Genomic DNA, 15,860 nt, shown 5'->3' on the forward strand with positions numbered 1-15,860 from the left:
CCCCTTATCACTCGTCAAAGGGGCGATATGTTAATGGAAGCAAAGCCGGTCGTCACCTGCAAAAAATAGTAATTAGCCAAATAGTAATTAGCCAAAAGGCATTACCATCTGTCCGGTGAGTAAAGTTATAAAATCATCCTGTAAAAACGGCAGGATAGCATCAGCGATAGGCTGAAGTTGCTTATTGATATAGTGATCATAGTCTGGTGATGAATGCAGATTTTCCAGTGGTTCCGGCCCGGATTGTGTCATGACATAGCTTATCCACCCCCCATTTTGGTACTGCAAGGGCCGGTTATGTTGCAGATTGTATTCATCTGCCAGCCTTGCTGCCCTCACATGGGGTGGTACATTGCGCTGATAGTCAGACAACTTACGGCCCAACCTTTTACGGTAGATTAGTTTATCATCAAATTTTCCTTTTAGGGTACTGGTAACATAACCACGGATAAACTCTTGATAAGGCTGTTCATGAAAAATCAGTGAATACAGTTGCTTCTGGAAATTTTGCGCCAGAGGTGTCCAGTCAGTGCGTACTGTTTCCAGACCTTTATAGACCATGCGGTCACCACTCAGACCGGCATAACGCTTTTTACTGCCTTGTTCAGCCCCACGGATGGTTGGCATCAGAAAACGGCGATAGTGAGTTTCAAATTCCAACTCAAGGGTGCTTTTAAGCCCAAAATGTTCTTGCAGGTGTTTTTGCCACCATTGGTTAACGAATCGCGCAAGTTTTTTGCCGATACTGAGAGCCAGTTCTTCTTCATGCGCCTGTTTCAGCCATATAAAGATAGAATCTGTATCACCGTAGATAACTTGATAGTTTTGAGATTCAATTAGCTTTCTGGTCTGGAGCATAATTTCGTGGCCGCGCATAGTAATGGAAGACGTCAGGCGTGGGTCGAAGAAACGACAGCCCTCTGCCCCAAGAACGCCATAGAAAGCGTTCATGATGATCTTCAATGCTTGTGACAATGAGGCGTTATGCTGTTTTTTTGCTGCGTCACGTTCATGCCAGATTTGCGTCACGATATCAGGCAGACAGTGCTGAGTACGGGAAAAGAAGGCATTGCGAAAACCGGGAACCGCATGCTCGCTGTCCGGCTGTGCCAGACCTTCCACCATACCGACAGGATCGATAAGAAAAGTGCGGATAATCGAGGGATACAGACTTTTATAATCCAGCACTAGCACTGAATCATACAAGCCGGGGCGAGAATCCATCACGAAACCACCGGGGCTGTTATCTTCAGACTTCCCGCCTGGATTTGGGGCAACATAACCGATGCGGTGCATTTTTGGCATGTAAAGATGGGTGAAAGCGGTGACTGAACCGCCACTGCGATCTACGGCGAGACCGGTAACTGTTGCCCTTTCCAACAGGAACTTCATTAAGTGGGTTTTATCGAAAATCTGGTTTACCAGAATACAGTCTTGCAGATTATATTGTGCCAGTGCGGGCTTATCTTGCTGGAAACGGCGGTCAATCTCATCCATACGCTGATAGGGTGTATCAATGGCTTTGCCTTCGCCCAATAGTTCTTGCGAGACATATTCCAGACTGAAAGAAGGAAAATTCCAGGTGGCGGTTTTCAGTGCTTCAATACCATCAATAATCAACCGACCGGCCGTGGAAGCGAAAAAGTGCCCCGGTTTAAAGCCGTGCTCCCGCCACTCCAGTAACCCTCCGGCCCGTCCAAATTTCAGTGGAACACCGTAACGTTCAGCATGTTTTTGTAAAATCCGCAGATCGAACTGAATCAGGTTCCAGCCAATAATGGCGTCAGGGTCATATTTTTCCAGCCACTCGTTGAGTCTTTCCAGCATTTGCGGACGACTTGTTACATATTCCAAATCAAAATTTACCGGGTGCTCATTACCGTTAGCAGGGCCAAGCATAAATACTTTTTGCTGATCACATCCTGCTAATCCAATGGAATAAAGTTCTCCATGCTGGCTGGTTTCAATATCCAAGGATACCCATTTCAATGTTGGGCGATAAGCCGGGTTAGGTTTTATCTGATAGCTACCATTAGGTGCCTGACTGAACCAGATGGGAGCAGTGATAAAACGTTCCATCATAAACCTGTCTGGTGGACGGATATCTGCTTCATAAACCTGAATTTCCTGTTGCTGTAGCACTTTCTCAATCCGTTGTAATTGGCGATATTGCTGGCAATAAAGCGCGGCAACAGGCTGGCGATTGAAATCTTTCAATGAAAGTGGGCGGAGATGGTAGTTGCGCTCTTGCGCCAGAATTTTTTCCACCTGCGGCATATTAGCTTGCAAGATAAAAGCAACAGCTTGTTGGTGAAGAATTTTTATATGACGTGGCCCCTGATCTGTCACCAGCCAGTATTCCACCTCAATACCCGAGGGAGTATCCCGCCAATGGCGTGTCAGTATAAAACCTTGTTCAGCATGATTCTGTTGCATATAGAGGCAGGCGCTTATATTTGTTGAAAATAACTATATCCGTCATCTTTCAAGTTGCCTCTTTGTTGGCTGCACTCACCCCGGTCACATAGTTATCTATGCTCCCGGGGATTCACTCCCTTGCCGTCGCGATGCATCTTGAAATCCATAGAGTATACAATTATAGCATTAAATCATGGTTATTTATACAGTTGCCTAATCTCACTATATTGTGATGTAGCGCATAAATGATAATCGAAACATTGCCGAAACTATCTCTTTATTGCAAAGAATGGAAAATAAAATAGCTCTAATGAGATAGGCAGGTATTATTGAATATATCTATAAGAGTATAGTCGTAGAAAACGTATTTCATTCGTTATTAGTAATATGTTTTTAATATTATCTAGCTTTATTCTTAATTGTATTTATATAATTACATACTACCAAGAATTAAAGTTACAGTAATGATGGATAATAACGTAGTCCATGTGATAATAGATGCCATTGCCTCATGGTCACCACCCATTTGTCTAGCTAATATATAAGCATTGCCGGCATAAGGTACGGTGGAATATAGAATAGTAATATTCGCAGGCATGCCTGACGAACCTAAATATTTAATACTCTAAATAACTATTTATTTAAATTGTTAAAAATCATGGTTATTAAAATGTGGTTATTATTAGTAGAAAAATTGTTTGGGAATATTTATACCCTATGGATTTCAAGATGCATCGCGACGGCAAGGGAGTGAATCCCCGGGAGCATAGATAACTATGTGACCGGGGTGAGTGCAGCCAACAAAGAGGCAACTTGAAAGATGACGGGTATAGATCTTATCTGACGAGTAACCCATCCGGTAACGTTCGAGAGAGTGGCTGGCTTTATGGGTAGGAATAAAGTGTTCCATTTTACGAAAATTCGTCAGAGATGAGTTATGGATAATTCCTATTGAGATAGGTTTTTATATTTCATAACTTAACCAGAGCTATTTTTCTTATCTTATCTAACAATAAAACATAAATCTAGCGTAGTAAGTATAGAACCAATAAAGAACAAAGACAGCGGAAAAAACGAAGTAAATCACAGATCTGACTTTGTTTTTTTTAAATAAAACGAATGACTTGTAGAAACATGCAATATAAAAAGGGAGAAGCGGAGTTAAAATAAATAAAGGAGTTATTATATCAATGCCGCCTTCTTTATATTGCCAAAGTTCACAATCAACATAACCAAAATCGAAATAAGGCTCCTTAATATTAAAGGCAAATCCGTTAATAATAAGAAAAGATAAGAATGACAATACTACGAATGTTATAATGTCTGTAAATTTTATTTTCATTTTTATCTATTTAATAAATTATCTATATGATCTAGTCGATTATATACAGCTTCTCCGTATGAGACCCATTCATCTTCAGCTAATGTCCTTTGCTCTTTTGATTTGTAAATTGCTTTAATAAAATCGTCTTTTTTTCTTGTTATTCCTCGATTATATCTAGAACCCACCATAATATACTGTTCTTTTGTTAAGTTTCTAGTATCTGCATTAGGATAATCATAGAGAATTAAATCTTTTAAATGTCGAGCGACCATTTTAATATTAAATTCATCAAGTTGTAGGCAAGTTGCAATTTCTAACTGATCCCTAGTGGTTAATGTGTTTGAATCAAACCCCATCATATCGGCTACATGTCTTATCTGCATTGCAACTATACCAGTAGAGGTTTCATTTGAACCTTTATGGCGAGTTTTATTAATATTAAAAACCTGCTCGTTCCATTGCCTCATTGCAATAGTATTTAATTTCCACATATCCGGTTTACCGCCTGCTTCTATTCTAGAAACAGCAGCCAAAAGATTCGTTGGTATTTGTTCTAAATGAGAATATTTTAAAATAAGTTGCTGATTATATTTAACGTATGCATCTTTATAACTGTCTATATACCGAATGAACTTCAAGATGCTTGAGCCGTCAGATATAAAAACATTTAAATTCAACAACATAATCGTTTTTCAAACATGCACTTTGAAGTATCTTGAGTATATATCTATTTTTGTTTCTTAGAAGATGTTTATCGACTTGCCACATAACAAGATCAAGTTCATCCCATCGCCTAAAAGATGGCCTGGAACTTGGGTTATATGTACAAAAATTATTACTTAATACCCTGTCACGCAATTTATTCATTCTTAATAAACCTCATCATCTCTGATGCTATAAGCAGAAGTACCAGCAATGTGATGACTCCACGTTATATTTTGATAAATGACAGAGATACTCTCTTCTGGCTGATTTTCTGCATGAGTTAAAGAGTGGGGGTAATTAGTATTAAAAGCATTTATTTTTGCTTTTGTTAATTCTATTGAATAAAACTTTTCTTGAGCACCTTCTGATGAAGTTCTATAAAAATCTAACAGGATATGAAGTTCTTCGTTGTTTGAAATTGCTAGTCCAAGTAAAGGAGAGGATTTATCGATGGGTTTTATGATATTAAAAGGATGATGGCTTACATGTTGTATTCGAGTTAAAGAATGTGTAGCGGAGTAAACTAGTATTTGATCCCTGTGGTTCTCTTGATATTTATTACCAATAGAATCAAAAGTAGAACAGCCTGCTGAAATTAACCCTTGGTTCTTTCCTTTTATGGTCGCATAAATCAAATTAGACATTATTAAATCCTTTATGAAAAATTAATACATAAAAAACTTATAACAAAAAAGATTTATATTGCCCAGTTTTATTTTTAAAATATAGACTTTGGTCACAGAAGGAAATAATCTAAATACTAAGCTATATCCTATGGATTTCAAGATGCATCGCGACGGCAAGGGAGTGAATCCCCGGGAGCATGGATAACTATGTGACCGGGGTGAACGAGTTCAGCCAACAAAGAGGCAACTTGAAAGATGACGGGTATATATCCTGTTCCCGTTTATTTTGATAGCGATGACATTAATAACACTTAAATAGAAGCGACTTTCCTCCCCAAAATAGCAGCTTCAGAAACAGTACCGGCAACCAGTGCATTTGTTGAACCGTCATAATGAATATTGCCATCAACAATTAATAAAGCGCGATCAGCTATACGAGCGGCATCATCCAGATTATGGGAAACCATCAGTAATGTAAGTTGGCGTTCATGGCAAACTTGTTCCAGTAATACCAGCATTTCATTACGCAGTGCCGGATCTAGGGCTGAAAAAGGCTCATCAAGTAATAAAATCGGTTGCTGGCGTACTAGGCAACGAGCTAATGCTGCCCGCTGCCGTTGTCCACCAGAAAGTTGAGCTGGCAGACGTGTTAGACAATTTTCCAACGAAACTTGAGAGACTATTTGCTGTAGTGTCTGTTTCTGCATGCTATTAAGGCGTAATCCAGGATGTAAACCTAGCCCGATATTTTGCTCAATTGTCAAATGAGAGAAGAGATTATTTTCTTGAAATAACATGGAAACCGGGCGTTGAGCAGGTGACGTACTGGTATGATTTTCCCCGTTCAGCCATAGGGAGCCTTTTTCTGCTGTTTGAAAGCCGGCGATTAAGTTCAGGAGTGTACTTTTACCCGCCCCACTAGGGCCTAGGATTGCGATACGTTCTCCGGCCTGAATTTGCAAGTCAAAGCGCATCACCAGATGTTCATAGCGGTAAGTCAGATTTTCAAGTTTGAGCATTACGTGGTCTCGGTAAGCGTTCAAGTAAACTAAACAGCATAAAACATAACAATAACAGCAATAAAGCAGTGATCGCGCCATCCTGACTACGATAAGCCCCAATTTGCTGATAGAGGTAGAAGGGCAGGGTACGGAAATCTTCATTACCAAACAGCGCGACAACGCCAAAATCTCCAATGGAAAGGACACAAGCAAAGGCCAGCGCTTGTGCCAGCGGAACTTTTAGTGCTTTTAGTTCAATCCAGCGCAGTCGGTTAATACCTTGAATATTCAGGGAGCGACACAGTGGATTATAGCGAGCCGCCAGATCTTTCATTGGATTATCCAGAACTTTCAGTGCATAGGGAATTGCCATCAGTGCGTTGGTTAAAATCACTAAACCGTAGGGTGAACGGGGCAGGCCGACGGTATCATTGAGCAACAGAAAGAATCCTGTTGCCAATACAATGCCTGGCATAGAGAGGATTAACAAACCACTCATCTCCATTGCTTGTCCCCAGTGAGGAGAATAACGCAGGTACAGCTCACGGCTGCTCCACAGCAGCATCATAGTGAATAAAACACATAATAACCCCGCGCCTAAAGCAATCACCGCTGAGGTGATAAATGCTTGCCACAATGCAGGCTGGCGCAATACGTTAAGCAACCCGCTGTTAAGGCCATCCACGATAACCGCCAGCAATGGTGGCACGAGTAGTAATAATGCTGTGATAATTAACAGGCTGTCGCAGATTTTTCTCAACAAAGTATCCTGTGGATTACGCCATTGCTGTTGGTTGCTGTAGCCGACAGATAGAGCGCTGCTAAGTTTCTGGCTGAGGAGCACAAGGCCAAGGCAGCAGGTAATCTGAATTAACGCCAGTAACGCGGCACGGTTAAGATCGTAGTCATAGCTTAACGCTTGATAGATTGCCAGTTCGACAGTTGTTGCAGCAGGTCCTCCACCTAACGCCAGCACAGTAGCAAAACTGGCGAAACAGAGCATAAAAATCAGTGCGCCAGTGGGCAGGATCTGGCGGCGTAGATAAGGCCATTCAACAAAACGGAAATGTTGCCATTCATTCATACCTAGCTGCGCCGCTAATTGCCGTTGTTCCACTGCAATGTTTTCCAGCGATTGCAGTAAAAGCCGTGTTGCCAGCGGCATATTAAAGAAAATATGTGCCAGCAAAATGCCTGGTAAACCGTAAGGGATGAAATGGTAATCGATGTCGATCCATTGGCAGAACTGAGCCAGCCAGCCGGCTCTGCCATAAACCGTCAGAATGCCGAATAGAGCGACTAGCACGGGCAAAACCAGCGTCATAGCGCACAGGCGCAGAAAGAGGGTTCGGCCTGGAAAATGACGGCGATAGAGTGCCCTGGAAAGAAAAATAGCCGGAATAACAGAAAATAGTGCTGATAAAAAGGCTTGCCAGAATGTGAAGCGTACCACGTGCCACAAATAGCGATCTTCTATCAATAAATGCCAGTCACTTGCAGGTGAATTAAACCAGAGCGTTCCGAATGCCAGTAAGGCGACCAACAGTAAAAAACCGGCGGCAATCGCCCCCGGTAACAGCCATCCGGCTATCAGCGGCTGACAGCGCTTTGCCATGTACGAATCCATTGGTTACGGTATTTTGCGACTTCTTCCGCGCGATATTGAAGAGATTTTGCGGGTATGGAAAGCTGCAAATATACTTCCGGGAGTGGGATATCAATGACCGGATACATCCAGTTGGTGGTTGGAATTTCCTGTTGGAAAGTTGGAGTCAGCATAAACTGCATAAATTTCTGGGCAAGTTCCGGTTGCTTGCTGGAGGCCAGTTGTGCGGCCACTTCGATTTGAAGGTAATGACCTTCACTGAATGTAGCCGCAGCGTAATTGTCATTCTTCTCAGATAACAGGTGGTAACCCGGTGAAGTGGTGTAACTCAGCACTAAATCGCCTTCTCCTTTGAGGAACAGACCATAAGCTTCGCTCCAGCCCTTGGTAACGGTCAGCGTTTTCTTTGCCAGTTTTTGCCAGGCTTGTGGGGCATCATCACCGTAAATTTTCTGCATCCATAACAGCAAACCTTGCCCCGGTGTGCTGGTGCGAGGATCTTGGTAGATCACTTTCCAGTTATTGTGGCTGTTGATTAGCTCATCCATGCTTTTTGGCGGGTTTGGTAAAGTCTTTTTGTTGTAAATGAAGGCAAAATAGCCATAGTCATAAGGAATGAATACCTTGTTATTCCATGACACCGGCAGTGTCAGTTTGCTGGTATCCACTTGACTTTCGGTAAACAGCCCCGTTTGTTGGGCTGCTTGAATCAAGTTGTTATCCAACCCAAGAATAATATCGGCAGCAGTACGCTTGCCCTCCATTCTTAGGCGATTGAGCAAGGAAACACCGTCTTCCAGAGCAACCAGTTTCAGTTCACAGTGACATTCAGCTTCAAACGCTTTTTTAATTGCGGGTCCGGGTCCCCATTCAGTGGCAAAAGAATCATAGGTATAGACCGTTAATACTGGCTTGGCCTGTACAATTTGACTTAATAGCAACGCAGGAGCTGATAGGACTGTCAGTACGATTAATTTGGAAAATAACGTCTTAAACACTTTGCTCTCCTTAAATTAAGAGGATTGGCAAAGGATTTGAGGAAGCGCTAAACGGCGAGATAACGTCTGTGAAATAGTTAGCAGCTCAAATCCCTACGCCGGTATTAGCCGGATCAGGTTCGGCGGGTTTACTCTCAGCAAGGCTGTTTTAAACAGCCAGCACCCCGTTGAGATGGCGCTATTGTAGAGATTTAGCTAGCGACTGCAAAGTCCAATGATAGAGGTTTACCACTTGAGGGTAGTGTGAAACAATTAGTCATCTTTCAAATTTAGTTTATCGAGGTAGTCTGGTGATCGATGATGATGGCTACCGCCCGAATGTAGGAATTGTAATTTGTAATCGGCAAGGCCAGGTTTTGTGGGCCCGGCGTTATGGGCAGCATTCCTGGCAATTTCCTCAAGGGGGAATTAATCCGGGGGAATCACCAGAACAGGCTATGTACCGGGAACTGTATGAAGAAGTGGGGTTAGGTCGGAAAGATGTACGCATTCTGGCCTCTACTCGTAATTGGTTACGTTACAAATTACCCAAGCGTTTGGTGCGTTGGGATACACGACCTGTCTGTATTGGTCAAAAGCAGCGATGGTTTTTATTACAACTGCTCTGTAATGAAGACGATATTAATGTGCAACACAGTAATACCCCGGAGTTCGATGGTTGGCGTTGGGTCAGCTATTGGTATCCTGTTCGGCAGGTAGTCTCTTTTAAGCGTGATGTTTATCGGCGCGTGATGAAAGAGTTTGCTTCGGTTGTAATGCCAATGCAGGAAAGCGTATCTCTGCCACGTTCTTCGTATTTTTACCGTCGCAAAAGAAGTTAGGTGAGTTCCATGCTCATGCGTTTACGGGAAATTGTTGAAAAAGTTGCTATGGCAACCAATCTGGCCGAAGCGCTTGAGCTATTGGTGAACGAGACCTGTCTGGCAATGAGCACGGATGTCTGTTCTATCTATCTTGCTGATCATCAACGGCGGTGTTATTACCTGATGGCAACCCGAGGGTTGAGGAAACCCCGAGGAAGGACTATCAGTTTGGCTTTTGGTGAAGGAGTTGTCGGGCAAGTTGGTCAATTGTCTGAACTGATTAATCTGGCGGATGTCCGCAGCCATCCAAGTTTCAAATATTTGCCTCAAGTTAAAGAGGATAGCTTTCGCGCTTTTTTGGGCGTTCCCGTGGTTTACCACCGTCAGTTGCAAGGTGTTTTGGTCGTTCAGCAGCAGGAACAACGCTTGTTTAATGAAACCGAAGAGTCCTTTATGGTGACGCTTGCGACACAACTCGCGGTGATCCTTGCTCAAGCTCAGACTAAAGGCTTGTTTGGTCGATATCGGCAGACCAGAATTAAAGCATTGGCCATTTCCAATGGCATCGTGATGGCTCAGGGATGGCAAGATTGCTCCCAACCCTCACTTGACCAAATTTTTGAAGCCTCAACCCTTGATTATGCAGCAGAACGTTCTCGTTTAATTCAGGCATTGGAAGATGCAACAGCAGAATGTCGTCGGCTCAGTAAACGTTTTACCGCGGGTTCTCAAAAAGAGAGCGCCGCGATTTTTGATCTTTATTCCTACCTTTTGAATGATCCCCAGTTGAAACAAGATCTGTTCTCCTGTGTTGAACAGGGCTCTGTTGCGCAATGGGCTGTTAAACAAGTTATTGAGAAATACGCAGAACAATTTTCCTGCTTGCAGGATGCTTATATGCGGGAAAGAGCATCAGATTTACGGGCACTTGGACAGCGATTATTATTTCATCTGGATGATTCACTTACTGCCAGCCATCAATGGCCTGAATGGTTCATTCTGGTTGCAGATGAACTGAGTGCTAACCTATTGGCAGAAATGCCGCAGGAAAGATTAGCAGGGGTTATTGTTCGTGATGGCGCCACTCATTCACACTCTGCCATATTGGTTCGAGCAATGGGTATTCCGGCCATTATGGGGGCGGATATCCAGCCGGAACTCCTGAACAATCGTATGCTAATTCTTGATGGTTTCCGTGGGGAAGTTTTCATTGAACCTGAGCCACTGATTTCGCAGGAATATAAACAGATTATCGAAGAAGAAAAAGCACTTAGCAGACTGGCTGAGGGAGATGTTGAGCAGGAAGCACGGTTAAAAAGTGGCGAGCGCATTTTGGTTCAGCTTAATGCGGGTTTGAGCCTGAAATATGAGTTGCGGATCAGTAATAGTATTGATGGTGTTGGACTCTATCGCACCGAAATACCCTTTATGCTGCACTGTGGTTTCCCATCAGAAGATGAACAAAAAGCGCGTTATCAGGAGATGTTACAATTATTTCCCGATAAGCCAGTGGTATTGCGTACACTTGATATTGGTGCGGATAAACAACTGCCTTATATGCCGATCAGCGAAGAGAACCCTTGTTTGGGATGGCGTGGTATACGAGTGACGCTGGATCAACCGGAGATTTTTCTTATCCAACTGCGGGCAATGCTCAGAGCTAACGCTGATATGGGTAATCTGAAAATCCTGCTGCCAATGGTAACAAGTGTAGAAGAAATTGATGAAGCTAAGCGATTGGTAGACAGAGCGAAAGAGGAAGTCGAGCAAATGTTGGCGCGCCAAATATCTATGCCTCAGCTCGGTGTCATGATTGAGGTTCCTTCGATGATTTTTCTGTTGCCACAACTCAAAAACAGAGTCGATTTTGTGTCTATTGGCACCAATGACCTAACACAATATCTATTGGCAGTGGATCGGAATAACACTCACGTCGCTTCTCTTTATGATTGCTTACATCCGGCGGTGATTCGAGCATTAAAACTGGTATTTGAAAATAGCCAGCGGGCAGGTCTTACGATCAGCATTTGTGGTGAAATGGCAAGTTTCCCTATGGGAGCGCTATTATTGATTGGTCTTGGCTATCGCAGTTTGAGTATGAGTGGTTGTAGTGTGCCAAGAATTAAGTATTTATTACGTCATCTGGAGTTGGCTCAGGTTGAAAAATTAATGACCGAAATACTACAAGCTGAAACCAGCCTAAGAGTAAAGGAGCTGTCAGCAACGTTTATGGAGCAGCATGGGGTGGGCGGTTTGGTCAGAGGTGGCATTTAATCCGTTTAACGGCCTGTGCTATGATTCTCAATCACTTGCCTTAGGGCATTAACGCTAAATATTAAGTGGGGAAAGATGAGTAACAGCTACCTGGCATTTCCTAATATTGACCCGGTCATTTTTTCAATAGGTCCAATAGCCCTCCATTGGTATGGTTTCATGTACCTGGTTGGGTTTGTATTCGCCATGTGGCTAGCGACACGCAGGGCAGCGAAACCCAATAGTGGTTGGACAAAAAACGAAGTAGAGAACTTGCTTTATGCGGGGTTTGCTGGCGTATTTGTCGGTGGCCGTCTAGGTTACGTCCTGTTTTATAATTTCCCGGCATTTCTCGATAACCCCCTTTATTTGTTTAAAGTTTGGGATGGTGGGATGTCTTTCCACGGTGGTTTAGTGGGGGTTATCTGCGCAATGTGGTGGTTTGGCCGCAGAACGAAACGCCATTTCTTACAAGTTGCTGACTTCATTGCCCCGTTAGTCCCTTTTGGTTTAGGCATGGGGAGAATCGGTAATTTTATTAATGGCGAGTTGTGGGGACGTGTCACATTGGATACGCCGTGGGCGATGTTATTCCCAAGCTCCCGTGGTGAAGATATTGCACTGGCTGCAACAGATCCCTCACTGTTATCAGTACTTGAACAATATGGTGTTCTGCCACGTCACCCTTCACAGCTTTATGAAATGGCGTTGGAAGGGATCATTCTGTTCATTATTTTGAATTTATATATCCGTAAACCTCGCCCGATGGGCAGTGTTTCCGGTTTATTCTTAATTGGCTACGGTATTTTCCGAGTGATAGTCGAGTTCTTCCGCCAACCAGATGCACAACTGGGCTTATTCGACGGGATCAGTATGGGGCAAATTCTTTCTATACCAATGATTTTGGCGGGAATATTAATGATGATATGGGCATACAAACACCAAGGTAATAAGGTACAAGAGGTAAAATGAAACAGTATCTGGACTTAATGAAAAGAGTGCTTGCAGAGGGCACTCCGAAAGCAGACCGCACTGGGACGGGAACACTCTCGATTTTCGGGCATCAGATGCGTTTCAATTTACAGGATGGTTTTCCGCTGGTCACAACTAAACGTTGCCATATCCGCTCAATTATTCATGAACTTCTCTGGTTCCTGAATGGTGATACCAATATTAAATATCTGCATGAAAATGGAGTGACTATTTGGGATGAATGGGCGGATGAAAACGGTGATTTAGGGCCGGTATATGGTAAGCAATGGCGTTCATGGGGAGCCGCAGATGGTCGCCAGATTGACCAATTGAAAACCGTATTGGAACAGCTTAAAAGCGATCCAGATTCACGTAGAATCATCGTTTCGGCTTGGAACGTTGGTGAACTGGATAAGATGGCATTAGCGCCATGCCACGCATTCTTCCAGTTTTATGTTGCGGATGGCAAACTTTCCTGTCAGCTTTACCAACGTTCCTGTGACGTATTCCTTGGCTTACCGTTCAATATTGCCAGCTATGCATTGCTGGTTTATATGATGGCGCAACAGTGTGATCTAGAAGTGGGTGATTTTGTCTGGACTGGTGGTGATACCCATCTTTATAGCAACCATATGGAGCAGACAAAGTTACAACTCAGCCGTGAGCCGCGCTCACTGCCAAAATTGGTGATAAAGCGTAAACCGGAATCACTTTTTGATTATCAATTTGATGACTTTGAAATAGTCGATTATGACCCGCATCCAGGAATAAAGGCTCCGGTTGCTATTTAACGGTTGCGGTTAAAATAGCGCTTCTATGTTCGTCGACAATCTGGGGGAACAATTTATAATAAATTGTTCCTCTTTTCATTTTGATGATATAATATACAGATACGTAGAAATTAAGAGGAAAAAGACCATGAATACTATTTCCCAAAAAAAAGCTAGGGATCTGCTTAGTAATCCAAAGCATTTCGAGGGTGGTGTGTTTATTACCAAAAACGGGATATCTGAATTGTTTATTCAACCAATGGCAGAACGTGAGAGAGAGTTGGCCGAAAGAGGCGTAGAACGACAGGCGATAGCATTGCTTAAAATCGCGATGCTGTCTAAGAAAGATACTATAGAAGGTAGAAAAATGACACTTGAAGAAGCACTTCGTAGGCGCAAGGAACGTCGGGTGTGATATATAAAGTTCAAATTACCGAAACAGCCTACCAGACACTTTCTATTATTGAAGACTACAAGGCTAATACTATAGGGTTGGAAGCAGCTCAGAATTTGGTAGATGATTTATTAATTGAATCATCGGAACGGATAGGGGAGAACCCGTTAGCATACGGCTATTGTTCAATGTTGCTGGATAAAGGAATGCAATTTCACCAATGGCTTTCCAAAGATCGGCAATTTCGTGTTATTTATGATGTAGTTGGGGATGAAATTCAAATATTGGCATACGCAAGCACAAACCAAGATTTGATTGCCCTCTTGTACCAACTACTGATCATACACTGATATACCCGTCATCTTTCAAATTGCCTCTTTGTTGACTGCACTCACTTACCCCGATCACATCGTTATCTATGCTCCCGGGGATTCGCTCCCTTGCCGTCGCGATGCATCTTGAAATCCATAGGGTATATATTTAAAACATTGAACGCTATACTTAATAAAATATTCTCAATTAATTATTTTCTGGTCTGATATTATTTATCTTTATAGAATAAATTAATAGTAATAACATCCTCATGTCAAGCACTCAATCTTTTCTTTATTATGTTCATGAAGCTTCTTCCTCATAGCCATATAATCTTACAATGCATGACAATAATAATAAATAAAAATCGCTATTCTTATTGGTTTTTGCGAAGCTCTACGCAATTTAAATGTAATAATGATAAACTATTATTTTTTTATTGATGCACTCTCGCATAAAATTCAATTATGTATTTATTCTGTGTTTAAAATGAATAAAATGTTTTACGAAAGGAAATAAGGAATTATCAATGGTAAATAATATGAATATAATCGGTCATTATAATATTGATAATCAATCAGGTTTTTCTTTATTGGAATTGATGATCGTTATTGTTTTGGTTTCAATATTTTCCTTATGGGGTGTGCAGGAATGGGGCGATCACCAGGAAAGAGCCAGGTTACAGGAATCAGCGCAGAAGATATTGACATTTATATCCAGACAACAATCTTTGGCAAATTATTTGAACAAAAGGGTGATATTGTGGTTGAAAACTGGAAAAAACTGGTGCATAGCGCTCTCTAATTCGGTATTGGCTAATTGTGATTTAGAAAATGTTGAGGGAATAAGTTCCCCCTATCAGGATGTTATTATTAGTTCAGCAACTAAGGATCAGATAGAGTTTCATGGAATAAGAAACACCATGATACCTGCGAGTTTTACTTTGGCGAATTCCGCAGGTGAAATATCCATTATTTTTTCTTCACGAGGTAGGATGAGATCATGTAGTAATAATAAGTTTAATCAAATTCCAGCTTGTGATTAATTATACTTTTCCCACTAAAATAATTGATACTTTATTGGAGTAATGAAAAATAAAAACCAATCTGGAATGACATTATTAGAGGTTATTGTAGCAATGGCTATTGGTAGTATTATCTTACTAGCGATTGCTAAAAGTTATCCTATTTTAACTAAACAAGTAATGGAGTTATATCAGAGATATCGTTTAGGTTATTTTATTAAACAAACATTACATATTATAGAAAAGGATATTCGCCGTGCTGGATATTGTCAGCATTATTGTGATGGAAAGCCAATATTCATCGATAATAAAAGTGATGAGAGTGAGGATTCATGCCTGATTATTGCATACGATCTTAATATAAATAACCAATGGGAGCCGCCAGAGCACGGTGAATCAGAATTCTTTGGCTATCGTCTTAGCAATAAGTCAGTAGAGTGGAAAAGGGGGGCGGGTAACTGTCAGGAAAATGGTTGGGAAAGGCTGTTTGATCCAAATGAAATAGTGGTAGATTCCTTTAAAGCTGAAAAATTACCGGCAAAAGATGGCTTAGTTTTTATCAAATTGGTGCTTATTGCACATTGGTTTAAACATCCATCGATAAACTACCAATATCAGTCAGTAATACGTTTGCGCAATATCAGGGGATAAGTA

General features: G+C 41.9%; 14 protein-coding genes and 1 riboswitch. Of the genes, 8 read left to right on the forward strand and 6 right to left on the reverse strand.

Features of this window, described 5'->3' with window-relative positions; all coding sequences use genetic code 11:
* Nucleotides 1-87 precede the first annotated feature (87 nt).
* From AAC155_RS06905 to thiB, 6 genes are all read right to left on the reverse strand, one after another.
* A complete protein-coding gene (locus AAC155_RS06905) occupies nucleotides 88-2,436 on the reverse strand; it encodes a DNA polymerase II (protein WP_113041543.1) in 2,349 nt (782 codons plus the stop codon).
* A 1,326-nt stretch (nucleotides 2,437-3,762) separates the two neighbouring features.
* Nucleotides 3,763-4,425, reverse strand: coding sequence for a hypothetical protein (locus AAC155_RS06910; protein WP_113041545.1), 663 nt, complete (start codon nucleotides 4,423-4,425; stop codon nucleotides 3,763-3,765).
* Nucleotides 4,426-4,611: 186 nt separating this feature from the next.
* The gene (locus AAC155_RS06915) at nucleotides 4,612-5,091 is read right to left on the reverse strand and encodes an Hcp family type VI secretion system effector (protein WP_113041546.1); all 480 of its coding nucleotides are present in this window, start codon (nucleotides 5,089-5,091) and stop codon (nucleotides 4,612-4,614) included.
* Nucleotides 5,092-5,384: 293 nt separating this feature from the next.
* Nucleotides 5,385-6,092: a thiamine ABC transporter ATP-binding protein ThiQ gene (gene thiQ / locus AAC155_RS06920; protein ID WP_113041547.1), complete on the reverse strand. Its 708-nt coding sequence runs from the start codon at nucleotides 6,090-6,092 to the stop codon at nucleotides 5,385-5,387.
* Entirely contained in the window at nucleotides 6,079-7,689 is a 1,611-nt protein-coding gene (gene thiP, locus AAC155_RS06925) for a thiamine/thiamine pyrophosphate ABC transporter permease ThiP (protein WP_113041548.1), read from the reverse strand. Before thiP ends, thiQ begins: the two co-directional genes overlap by 14 nt.
* The gene (gene thiB / locus AAC155_RS06930; protein WP_387490450.1) at nucleotides 7,665-8,651 is read right to left on the reverse strand and encodes a thiamine ABC transporter substrate binding subunit; all 987 of its coding nucleotides are present in this window, start codon (nucleotides 8,649-8,651) and stop codon (nucleotides 7,665-7,667) included. Before thiB ends, thiP begins: the two co-directional genes overlap by 25 nt.
* Before the next feature lie 99 nt (nucleotides 8,652-8,750).
* A riboswitch (TPP riboswitch) is annotated at nucleotides 8,751-8,855 on the reverse strand.
* Nucleotides 8,856-8,968: 113 nt separating this feature from the next.
* On the opposite strand from thiB, the gene rppH reads away from it, so the two are divergent.
* The 8 genes from rppH (at nucleotide 8,969) to AAC155_RS06970 (ending at nucleotide 15,857) form a co-directional block, all read left to right on the forward strand.
* Nucleotides 8,969-9,499 (forward strand): RNA pyrophosphohydrolase, encoded by a 531-nt coding sequence (gene rppH, locus AAC155_RS06935; RefSeq protein ID WP_113041550.1) that lies wholly within the window; start codon nucleotides 8,969-8,971, stop codon nucleotides 9,497-9,499.
* Between the two features lie 9 nt (nucleotides 9,500-9,508).
* Nucleotides 9,509-11,755, forward strand: coding sequence for a phosphoenolpyruvate--protein phosphotransferase (ptsP, locus tag AAC155_RS06940; RefSeq protein WP_113041551.1), 2,247 nt, complete (start codon nucleotides 9,509-9,511; stop codon nucleotides 11,753-11,755).
* A gap of 75 nt (nucleotides 11,756-11,830) precedes the next feature.
* Complete coding sequence (gene lgt / locus AAC155_RS06945) at nucleotides 11,831-12,706, forward strand: prolipoprotein diacylglyceryl transferase (RefSeq protein WP_113041552.1); 876 nt, start codon at nucleotides 11,831-11,833, stop codon at nucleotides 12,704-12,706.
* Nucleotides 12,703-13,497, forward strand: a complete 795-nt coding sequence (thyA, locus tag AAC155_RS06950; protein ID WP_113041553.1) for a thymidylate synthase — start codon at nucleotides 12,703-12,705, stop codon at nucleotides 13,495-13,497. The genes lgt and thyA overlap by 4 nt, the downstream gene beginning before the upstream one ends.
* A gap of 127 nt (nucleotides 13,498-13,624) precedes the next feature.
* A complete protein-coding gene (locus AAC155_RS06955) occupies nucleotides 13,625-13,891 on the forward strand; it encodes a hypothetical protein (protein ID WP_011145000.1) in 267 nt (88 codons plus the stop codon).
* Nucleotides 13,888-14,220, forward strand: a complete 333-nt coding sequence (locus AAC155_RS06960; RefSeq protein WP_011145001.1) for a type II toxin-antitoxin system RelE/ParE family toxin — start codon at nucleotides 13,888-13,890, stop codon at nucleotides 14,218-14,220. The genes AAC155_RS06955 and AAC155_RS06960 overlap by 4 nt, the downstream gene beginning before the upstream one ends.
* A 491-nt stretch (nucleotides 14,221-14,711) precedes the next feature.
* On the forward strand, nucleotides 14,712-15,227 hold the full coding sequence (locus AAC155_RS06965) for a prepilin peptidase-dependent protein (protein WP_112894935.1): 516 nt from the start codon (nucleotides 14,712-14,714) through the stop codon (nucleotides 15,225-15,227).
* Nucleotides 15,228-15,269: 42 nt separating this feature from the next.
* A complete protein-coding gene (locus AAC155_RS06970; protein ID WP_113041555.1) occupies nucleotides 15,270-15,857 on the forward strand; it encodes a prepilin peptidase-dependent protein in 588 nt (195 codons plus the stop codon).
* The last annotated feature ends 3 nt before the right edge of the window (nucleotides 15,858-15,860 follow it).

This window comes from Photorhabdus sp. HUG-39 (assembly GCF_963878365.1).
GTDB classification, from domain to species: Bacteria; Pseudomonadota; Gammaproteobacteria; order Enterobacterales; family Enterobacteriaceae; genus Photorhabdus; species Photorhabdus kayaii.

Excerpts from the sequence above, each read along its gene's own strand:
- AAC155_RS06905 (WP_113041543.1), bottom strand. The coding sequence starts at position 2,436 with ATGCAACAGAATCATGCTGAACAAGGTTTTATACTGACACGCCATTGG.
- AAC155_RS06910 (WP_113041545.1), bottom strand. The coding sequence starts at position 4,425 with ATGTTGTTGAATTTAAATGTTTTTATATCTGACGGCTCAAGCATCTTG.
- AAC155_RS06915 (WP_113041546.1), bottom strand. The coding sequence starts at position 5,091 with ATGTCTAATTTGATTTATGCGACCATAAAAGGAAAGAACCAAGGGTTA.
- thiQ (WP_113041547.1), bottom strand. The coding sequence starts at position 6,092 with ATGCTCAAACTTGAAAATCTGACTTACCGCTATGAACATCTGGTGATG.
- thiP (WP_113041548.1), bottom strand. The coding sequence starts at position 7,689 with ATGGCAAAGCGCTGTCAGCCGCTGATAGCCGGATGGCTGTTACCGGGG.
- ptsP (WP_113041551.1), top strand. The coding sequence starts at position 9,509 with ATGCTCATGCGTTTACGGGAAATTGTTGAAAAAGTTGCTATGGCAACC.
- lgt (WP_113041552.1), top strand. The coding sequence starts at position 11,831 with ATGAGTAACAGCTACCTGGCATTTCCTAATATTGACCCGGTCATTTTT.
- thyA (WP_113041553.1), top strand. The coding sequence starts at position 12,703 with ATGAAACAGTATCTGGACTTAATGAAAAGAGTGCTTGCAGAGGGCACT.
- AAC155_RS06955 (WP_011145000.1), top strand. The coding sequence starts at position 13,625 with ATGAATACTATTTCCCAAAAAAAAGCTAGGGATCTGCTTAGTAATCCA.
- AAC155_RS06965 (WP_112894935.1), top strand. The coding sequence starts at position 14,712 with ATGGTAAATAATATGAATATAATCGGTCATTATAATATTGATAATCAA.
- AAC155_RS06970 (WP_113041555.1), top strand. The coding sequence starts at position 15,270 with ATGAAAAATAAAAACCAATCTGGAATGACATTATTAGAGGTTATTGTA.